Annotated in this window: 8 protein-coding genes; 5 read left to right on the plus strand and 3 right to left on the minus strand. The window is 72.7% G+C overall.

Going from position 1 to position 7,009, the window contains the following annotated elements; genetic code table 11:
* The coding region (locus AB0J09_RS51100) for an amidohydrolase family protein (RefSeq protein ID WP_360708756.1) at positions 1-1,043 on the minus strand (1,043 nt) is incomplete at its 3' end.
* Between the two features lie 159 nt (positions 1,044-1,202).
* Here AB0J09_RS51100 and AB0J09_RS51105 point away from each other — a divergent pair.
* The 5 genes from AB0J09_RS51105 to AB0J09_RS51125 are packed head-to-tail and all read left to right on the plus strand — an operon-like array spanning position 1,203 to position 5,408.
* Positions 1,203-2,363: a CoA transferase gene (locus AB0J09_RS51105; protein WP_360708759.1), complete on the plus strand. Its 1,161-nt coding sequence runs from the start codon at positions 1,203-1,205 to the stop codon at positions 2,361-2,363.
* Entirely contained in the window at positions 2,360-3,178 is an 819-nt protein-coding gene (locus AB0J09_RS51110) for a citryl-CoA lyase (protein ID WP_360708762.1), read from the plus strand. Before AB0J09_RS51105 ends, AB0J09_RS51110 begins: the two co-directional genes overlap by 4 nt.
* Positions 3,171-4,034: an extradiol ring-cleavage dioxygenase gene (locus AB0J09_RS51115; protein ID WP_360708765.1), complete on the plus strand. Its 864-nt coding sequence runs from the start codon at positions 3,171-3,173 to the stop codon at positions 4,032-4,034. Before AB0J09_RS51110 ends, AB0J09_RS51115 begins: the two co-directional genes overlap by 8 nt.
* 58 nt (positions 4,035-4,092) lie before the next feature.
* Positions 4,093-4,452, plus strand: coding sequence for a hypothetical protein (locus AB0J09_RS51120; protein ID WP_360708768.1), 360 nt, complete (start codon positions 4,093-4,095; stop codon positions 4,450-4,452).
* The gene (locus tag AB0J09_RS51125; protein ID WP_360708771.1) at positions 4,452-5,408 is read left to right on the plus strand and encodes a zinc-binding dehydrogenase; all 957 of its coding nucleotides are present in this window, start codon (positions 4,452-4,454) and stop codon (positions 5,406-5,408) included. Before AB0J09_RS51120 ends, AB0J09_RS51125 begins: the two co-directional genes overlap by 1 nt.
* A gap of 165 nt (positions 5,409-5,573) precedes the next feature.
* Here the strand turns inward: AB0J09_RS51125 and AB0J09_RS51130 are convergent, their stop codons facing one another.
* Positions 5,574-5,795 carry a hypothetical protein gene (locus AB0J09_RS51130; RefSeq protein ID WP_360708773.1) on the minus strand — a complete coding sequence of 74 codons (222 nt, stop codon included), beginning with the start codon at positions 5,793-5,795 and terminating at the stop codon, positions 5,574-5,576.
* A gap of 40 nt (positions 5,796-5,835) precedes the next feature.
* Positions 5,836-7,009: FGGY-family carbohydrate kinase (locus AB0J09_RS51135; protein ID WP_360708776.1), on the minus strand; the 1,174-nt coding region annotated here is incomplete at its 5' end.

Here is a 7,009-nt window from a genome sequence, read left to right on the forward strand (position 1 = left end):
GCCCACTCCACGACCTGGTCGGCGCGCAGGCCGCAGTGCGTGACGGTCTCGCCCTTGGCGTGCGCCTCCAGGTGCTCGCGCGAGCGGTCGGCGCCGAGCGTGGCGCGCATGGCGGAGAACAGGTCACCGCTCCACCACACGCTGGTGTCCATCGACAGCGACACCGGGATGCCGTGGGCGCGGATCGCCCAGGTGGGCGGGTAGCCCTGGCCCGCGCTCTGCTCGCTCTCCGTCGAGACCGAGACGGAGCCGCCGGTGGCCGCGATGCGGTGGTAGGAGTCGGCCGAGAGCGAGGCGGCGTGCACGTAGATCGTCTCGGGGGTCATGAAGCCGTGCTCGTACATCAGGCGGATGCCGTCGTCGCTGGTGGCGCCCCACACGCCGGCGTGCGTGGTGACGGGGACGCCCAGCTCCCGGGCCACCTCGAACGCGGGCTTCTCCGGGAACGCCGGGTCGCCCAGCACGTCGAAGGCGATCTGGAAGCCGAGCATGTCGTCGCCGGTGACACGCCTGCGGACGAAGTCGCGGAACTCGGGCGCGGTCGTCCACTCGGCGGGCGGCTGCTGGATGTTGCGGTACGCGAGCACGTACCGGCCCGGCACGGACTCCAGCGCGTCGGCGGCGGCGTCGGCGTGGTCGGGGGTCCGCAGGCCGTGCGACCAGTCCACGACCGTGGTGACCCCGGCGTCGAGCGCCTCGATGGCGGCCAGCGTGTTGCCCGCGTGGATGTCCTCGGGCCTGAACAGCTTGCCGTGCTCCAGGTAGAACCAGACGAAGTACTGGGTGAGGGTCCAGTCGGCGCCGTATCCGCGCATCGCGGTCTGCCACATGTGCCGATGGGTGTCGATCATGCCGGGCATGACCACGCCGCCGGACGCGTCGATCGCGACCGCGTCCTCCGGCGCCTCCAGTTCGGGGCCGACGGCGGCGATCCTGTCCCCGATGACGAGGACGTCCGTACGGGGTAAGACCCGCCTGCCGTCCATCGGCAGCACGGTGCCGCCACGCAGCACTACGGGCCGTCCGGCCTCGAACTCGTTCATGGCACGCTCCTTGCGAACGATTGTCCGCTATACGGTCATCGTCACTGTGATGAGCGCGGGCGCTGATGTCAAGACGGTTGACGGCCAGGCCTGCTGGTGGTGGGATCGCGCTGTAGCGGACAATCGTCCGTTGGACGGACGCAGGAAGGGGAGCTCATCGTGGCTGAAGGCCCGCTGTCGGGCGTGCTGGTGGCCGACTTCTCCAGGGTCCTGGCGGGGCCGTACGCCACGATGCTGCTGGCGGACCTGGGGGCCGACGTCGTCAAGGTCGAGTCGCCGGGCGGGGACGACACCCGGTCGTGGACGCCGCCCGCCAGAGGGGAGGTGTCCACGTACTATCTCGGCGTCAACCGGGGCAAGCGGTCCATCGCGCTCGATCTACGGGACCCGGGCGACGCGGAGGCGGCCAGGGAGCTGGCCCGGCGCGCGGACGTGCTGGTGGAGAACTTCCGCCCGGGCGGGCTGGCCAAGTACGGCCTCGACTACGCCGCGGTCAAGGCCGGCAACCCCGGCGTCGTGTACGCCTCCATCAGCGGGTTCGGGTCAGGGGCCGGGGCACGGGTGCCGGGATACGACCTGATGGTGCAGGCCATGTCCGGGCTGATGAGCCTGACCGGCGATCCGGACGGGCCGCCGTACCGGGCCGGGATCTCGGTGTTCGACGTGATGGCGGGCAACCACGCCGTCATCGGCATACTCGCCGCGCTGCGTCACCGGGAGGCGACCGGGCGGGGGCAGCACGTCGAGGTGAACCTGCTGTCATCGGCGCTGACGGGGCTGGTCAACCAGAGCTCGGCGTACGTGGCCGGGGGCGTGGTGCCGTACCGGATGGGGAACGCGCATCCGAGCGTGTTCCCGTACGAGCCGCTGCCGACGGCGGACCACGAGCTGATCGTGGCGGCCGCCAACGACGGGCAGTTTCGCAAGCTGTGCGAGGTGCTCGGCATCCCCGAGGTGGCCGACGACCCGCGCTTCGCCCGCAACGCCGACCGAACCGCGCGGCGCGAGGAGCTGCGGCCGATCCTCGTGGAGCGGCTCGTCACGCGGCCGGCGGACGAGTGGTTCGACCTGCTGGTGGAGGCGGGGGTGCCGAGCGGGCCGATCAACACGATCGACGGCGGGTTCGCGGTGGCCGAGCGGTTCGGGCTCGAGCCCGTCGTCGTGGTGGGGGAGGGGGAGCGGGCGGTGCCGACGACGCGGCACCCGATCCGGTTCTCGGAGACGCCCGCCGGGTACGCGCTGCCGCCGCCGGACCTCGACGAGCATGGTACGGAGCTCCGCAAGTGGCTCACCGGGGACGGGGATGGGGGGCGGTCATGAGTGAACCGAGGGAGTACCCGACCGCGCTCGGGGCGTCCTCGCTGAAGTCGATCACCCTGCTCGGGCACGACCTGGCCGAGGACGTCATGGGCGAGGTGGGCTTCGGGGAGCTGGCGTTCTGGCTGGCGACCCAGCGCCGGCCCTCGCGCGGAGAGGTGCGGGTGTTCGAGGCCGTGCTGGCCGCGCTGGCCGACCACGGGTTCACTCCCACCGCCATCGTGACGCGGCTGACGTACCTGTCGGCTCCGGACTCCGTCCAGGGGGCGCTGGCCGCCGGGCTGCTCGGCGGCGGCTCCCGCTTCCTCGGCGTCACCGAGGACTGCGGCCGTTTCCTGAACGACGTGCTGCGCACCCGAGACCCCCTGCCAGACGACGACGCCGCGTGGGACGCCCTCGCGCTCGAGACGGTGCGGGCCCGGCGCGAGGCGGGCAAGCTCATCCCCGGCCTCGGCCACCACGTGCACAAGGACGGCGACCCGCGTACGGCGCGGCTGTTCCGGATCGCCGCCGAGGAGGGCGTCCTCGGGCCGCACCTGTCGCTCTTCGCCGCCGTCGGCCGCGTGCACCCCCAGGTCCTGGGCCGGACGCTGCCACTGAACGGGGCCGGGGCCTGCGGCGCGGCGCTGGCCGACCTGGGGCTGCCGCTGGAGCTGCTGCGCGGCTTCGCGCTGCTGGCCAGGACGGCAGGGCTGATCGGGCAGCTCGCCGAGGAGCTGCGCCGTCCCGTGGCCAACGACATCTTCCTCTCGGTGGACCTCAACAACCGTTCCATCCCGCCCGAGCCGTATGCCGCCAACGGAGGTACGCATGGCTGAACTCGTCGCGGTCATCGCATCCACCCACCATCCCTTCTACTACCGGGCCAGCACCTCCACCGGCGAGGACCGCCCGCCGTTCGCCGACGAATGGGTGCGCAAGGTGGAGGCGTTCAGGGAGACCCTCACCAGGGCGCGGCCCGACGTGCTGGTGATGGTCGGCTCCGACCACTTCCACCAGCTGTGGCTGGACAACATGCCGCAGTTCCTGGTCGGCAAGGCGCCTTTCTACGACGCGAACTTCTACAACGAGGAACGCGAGTTCGGCTTACCGCGGCTGCTGCTCAAGGGGCAGGAGGACCTGTCGGCGTACATCCTGCGCGAAGGGCTGGACGCGGGCTTCGACCTGGCCTTCTCCAACGAGCTGAGGATCGACCACTCCATCACCTGCCCGATCATCACCCTGCGTCCGCAGAACGACCTGCCGATCGTGCCCGTCTACACCAACATCTTCGCCCCGCCGCTGCCGCGTCCCCAGCGGTTCGTGCAGCTGGGGCGGACGATCCGGCAGCTCGTGGAGTCCTGGCCGTCGGACCGTCGGGTGGCGGTTATCGGCACCGGGCACCTGTCACTGGAGCTCGGGGGACCGCGCCAGTTCGGGCCGCACGGCCCCGACCCGGAGTTCGACCGCAAGGCCGTCGAGTGGATCTCCGCGGGGGACATCGAGGGCTGCCTGTCGGAGGTCACCCTGGACAGCCTGCACCTGCCGGGCAACGCCACCCACGGGTTCATGGACTTCATGCTGATGATGGGGGTGGCGGGCGAGGGCCGGAAGGCCGACTACGTGGACACGTACGACCTGTTCCACACCATGGAGGCGTACTTCACCTGGTACCCGAGCGGAGGCACTTCGTGAGCGAGCGAACCAATGAGCACAGCAGCATTTTGCTCATGTGCCCGACGAAGGAGGGCGCATGAGCAAGTATCTGCTGAACAAGTTCCTCTTCACCGTCGACCGCGATCCCGAGCTGGTCGAGCGGTACCGCGAGGAACCGCAGGCCACCGTCGAATGGTGGGAGTCCGAGTACGCCAACCGCATCCTCGGCTGCCACGCCGGCGAGTCGTCCACGTGGCTGCGCTTCGACGACACCGAGCGGGAGGCGCTGGCGGCGCACGACTATCCGAAGCTGTTCGAGCTGGGGGCGCACCCGTTCCTGACGCTGACGCTGTTCATCGCGATGTTCGAGCGCGACCACCCGCCGCTGGGCTTCCAGACGGAGTACGCGCGGCGGCTGGCGTATGTGCGGATGCCGTACCCGGACATCGCGACCTGATGCGGGCGGTCCGGATCGAGACGTGCGGGCGGCCACCGGTGGCCGGGGACGTCCCCGCGCCCGTGCCCGGCCCAGGAGAGGCCCTGGTGCGTGTGCGCGCCGCCCCGATCACTCCGCTGGACCTGCTGTGCGCGGGCGGCGCCTCCTATTTCGGGGCGCCCGCCGTCCCCTACGTGCCCGGCGTCCAGGGCGTCGGCACCGTCGGCGGGACGCCCGTGTGGTTCCCGGCCTCGGCAGGGATGGCGCCGGGCGACGGGAGCATGGCCGAGCTGGCCGTGGTGCGCGCGGAGGACCTCGTGGAGCTGCCCTCCGGCGCCGACCCGTTCGCCTTCGCCGCGCTCGGCCTGTCGGCCGTGGCCGCCCACATGGCGCTGACCTGGCGCGGCGAGCTCACGGCGGGGGAGCAGGTGGTGGTGCTCGGCGGCGGGGGCGTGGTGGGGCAGGCGGCCATCCAGCTCGCCCGCCTCGCGGGCGCGCGCAGGATCGTCGCGGGCGCCCGCTCGCCCGAGGGCCGGGAACGTGCGGAGCTGGCGGGCGCGGACGCGGTGGTCACGCTCGACACCGAGGACGTGCACGACCTCGCCGCCCGGTTCTCGGCCGTGTGCGACGGCCCGGTGGACCTGGTGCTCGACCCGCTGTTCGGCGCCCCGGCCGCCGCGGCGGCCCGCACCCTCCGTGCCGGGGGCAGGCTGGTCAATCTCGGCGGCTCAGCCTCCGAGACGTGCCCGCTCGACTCGTCCACGCTGCGCAGCCGGTCGCTTCGAGTGCTCGGGTACACGAACAACGAGCTGGCGAGGGAGCAACGCGCCGCGGCCATCGCCCTGATCGCGGAGCAGGCGGCGCTGGGGCGGCTGACGGTGGCTCACGAGGTCATGCCGCTGGAGGAGGCGGGTGCCGCCTGGGAACGCCAGACGGCGGGCACGGCCGGCGGCCGGATCGTGCTGCGGGTCGCTTGAACCGTGGGCACGGCCAAGCGGCCGGATCATGCCCGCCGGCTCCCGGAACCCGTCGACGACCAGCGCGTCGTGGCGGTCCGTGTCGCCGCCGCACCCCGGCACCCGACTCCTTGAAGAACGCGGCGTACGACACGACCCTGCGCAGCACGTGCGGCATCGCGATCTTCATCGGGTGCTCCACGGGCGGGCGCGGTGCGGTCCGACCTCGCGCGCCACCGCCAGCTTGAACCCGGTCAGCGTCTCATCGCCCACGCGCTCGCCCGTCGCCGCCGCGAACATCTGCCTCAGGCTCTCGCGCTGGTCCATCGCCACCATGGCGAACCCGCCGGAGGGGCGGGCCAGCAGGTCGAGTGTCGGCGCCGTGATGGTGGTCTGCGAACTGGTCATGAATGCTCCGATCTGGTCGAGGCGGCTCCAGGGGTTTCCGTCATCTGGGCTCGCGGGCCGAGGCCAGGAAGCGCTCGTACAGGGGGAGGTAGGCGGCGGCGAGGCCGAGGTCGTGCGGCTGGCCTTCGCGGGGGAGCGGGGGCACGTCGTCGAGTGAGCCGCCGGCCTGCCCGGCGATCAGCGCCGCACCGGCGCACACCGCGTCGCCGGCCCGCACCACCTCGACGGGAACGGGTGACACCGCCGCCTTCACGCGCATCCACAGCGGGATCCTGACCTGCCCGCCGAGGACCACGAGGCGCTCGGGGGTGGTGCCGGTCACGGTGGTGAGCTCGTCGAGCATCCAGCGGGCATGCAGGCAGGTGCCCTCGATGGCGGCCGCCAGCAGATCCCCGGGCGTGTGCTCGGGCCCGAGCCCCGACATCGTCACGCGGCGGTCGCGGTCGGGCGCGGGGGCGACCCGTCCCCGCAGGTACGGCTCCACGACGATCCCCGTCGGCAGCCGCACCCCGCCCAGCAGCCTCGGCAAGGCGTCATACCTTCCCCGGGCATCGGGCGTACGGGCGTGCGCCCCCTCCTGCGAGCCGCCCTCGGGCGCCAGCAGGCCGAGCATCCAGTCGACCATGGCGCCGCTCGTGGAGAGCCCGCCCACCACCACGGTGCGGGCGCCGTCCAGTGACGGGTCGGTCGTGATGCCGAGGGCGAGCCCGGTGCGCGGGTCCGGCCGCGACTCCGACAGCACCATCACCGCCTCCGCCGTGCCGAGGGAGTCGGCCACGTCCCCAGGGCGCCGCACCCCCGCCGCCCACGACCCCACCGCGTGGTCGTGCCCGGCGATCACCACGGGGACGCCGGCCGCCACCCCGCTCACCTGGGCCGTCAGCGGTCCGACCGGCTCCACCGCCCCAGCCGTGGGAGGCAGCTGCTCGACACGCAGCCCGGCCAGCCCCAGCAGGTCCGGGTCGTAGGCCCCGCCCCCGACGTCATAGGCCAGGGTGCGGGCGGCCAGCGTCTCGTGCGTCCGCAGCCGGCCCGTCAGCGCGTACGCGACGGCGTCGGGCACGTGCGCCCACCACCGCATCGACTCCAGCACGTCCGGCGAGTGGGCCCGCAGCCACAGCCACTTGGCCAGCGGCGCCTTGGGATCGGCCCGGCGGCCGGTCAGCGCGTACAGCGCCTCGGCGTCCCGGCCCAGCGTGGCGGCCTCCCGCGTG

It is taken from the genome of Nonomuraea sp. NPDC049784 (genome assembly GCF_040659615.1).
GTDB lineage: Bacteria > Actinomycetota > Actinomycetes > Streptosporangiales > Streptosporangiaceae > Nonomuraea.